The sequence below is a fragment of the Helicobacter burdigaliensis genome (assembly GCF_003670295.1).
Classification (GTDB): Bacteria; Campylobacterota; Campylobacteria; order Campylobacterales; family Helicobacteraceae; genus Helicobacter_D; species Helicobacter_D burdigaliensis.
Genome location: NZ_QXJG01000046.1, coordinates 1 through 1,493, shown reverse-complemented (window position 1 = coordinate 1,493; position 1,493 = coordinate 1). Strand labels below are relative to the sequence as shown.

Below are 1,493 nucleotides of genomic sequence, written 5' to 3'. Positions count from 1 at the left end.
TTTAAGATTTCATCTAAGATACCACTAATAATAGAAGAATCAAAGTCATCTCTACTTAAGATTACATCGCTTAAGCCATCGTGGTTTTCATCGATGAAGTTGGAGTCGTTGTTGTTATCGCCATTACTTCCATTATCACCACTACCATTATCTCCACCATTACCCATATTAGATTCATCTATAAAAGTATAATAACCTTCTTTTTCATTGTAGTAGATTTGTGGATTATTGTTTTGTCCGTTGAAGAATGTTGTAATGTCTCCTTTGAAGGCATCATAAGTTGTTCCTGCGTGGGTGAAATTGTTTTCATAGTCTGTATCACTTTTCCCTACAAATTGCATACCATTAAATTGATTGTTAGCATAGTACAGATTTATATTGCTGAAGGCAACATTAGTATTATAATAACTACTATCTCCCACAAATTTACCTGCATAAGCATTGCTATTATTTGTTGCTGTGATTGTAGCATTAGGATTAAAATAGATGTAGATATTTTCAAATATTGCATTCCTAGAAATGTCCCCAATAAAACCACCTGCAGAAGTACCACTATAAAAATCACTATTAGCACTAATACTTCCTATATTATTTAAAACAATATTTGAAAAAATTCCTTCACCGCTAATAAATCCTGCAAAGCCACCTGCACAAAAAGAGCCATTAATGTTTTTTATATTATTCAAAGTGATGTTTGTAAAAGTAGCTTCAGTTGAAATAGATCCCACAAAGCCACCCACACTAGAACCACTAATACTTCCTATATTATTCAAAGTAATGTTTTTAAAAGTTCCCTTGTCATCAGTATAACCCACAAAGCCACCTGCATAAGAAGAGCTACTAATCTTCCCTATATTGTTTAAAGTGATGTTTGAAAAGGCTCCTTCGCTGAGTGGAATTTTTCCAATAAAACCACCTGCAGAAATAGTAAAATTTTCATCACTAGCACTAATATTAATACTTCCTATATTATTTAATGTAATATTTGTAAGGGTTCCACTAGAAGTCCCAGTAAAGCCACCTACAAAGACGTTGTCTCCTTCAGCCTTTATCCCTCCACCCATATAATCTATATTAATATTTTTAATAGTTGGTTTTCGAATATAATTCCCAATATACCCAAATATCCCTACATATTCAGGCTTATAATCCCCAGTGATTGTCGTATCTATATTAATATTTTTAAGTGTATATCCTCGTCCATCAAAGTCAGCTGTAAAAGCATCATCCCAACTATCCCCCACAATCATAGAAGCACAATTTCCTTCACTTAAGCAATAATTTGCATAATTTTTCCCTTGATTCCCTCCAAAATCAATATCATTTACTAGAGTATAAGTATCAAAGAAGCTTCTCATTTGATTAATGTTTTCATTCCAACCTTTAGCAAAGTAAAACCAATCTGTAACAGAACCAATAGTCGCATACTTTTTAAATTCTCTATTGCTAATAGCATTATTGCTATTACCCTCTACATTCTCATAATCTTTTAT

General features: G+C 32.4%; 1 pseudogene. It reads right to left on the bottom strand.

The window, feature by feature from the left end:
- A pseudogene (locus tag EBF09_RS08950) lies at positions 1-1,493 on the bottom strand (hypothetical protein); the annotation flags it as partial.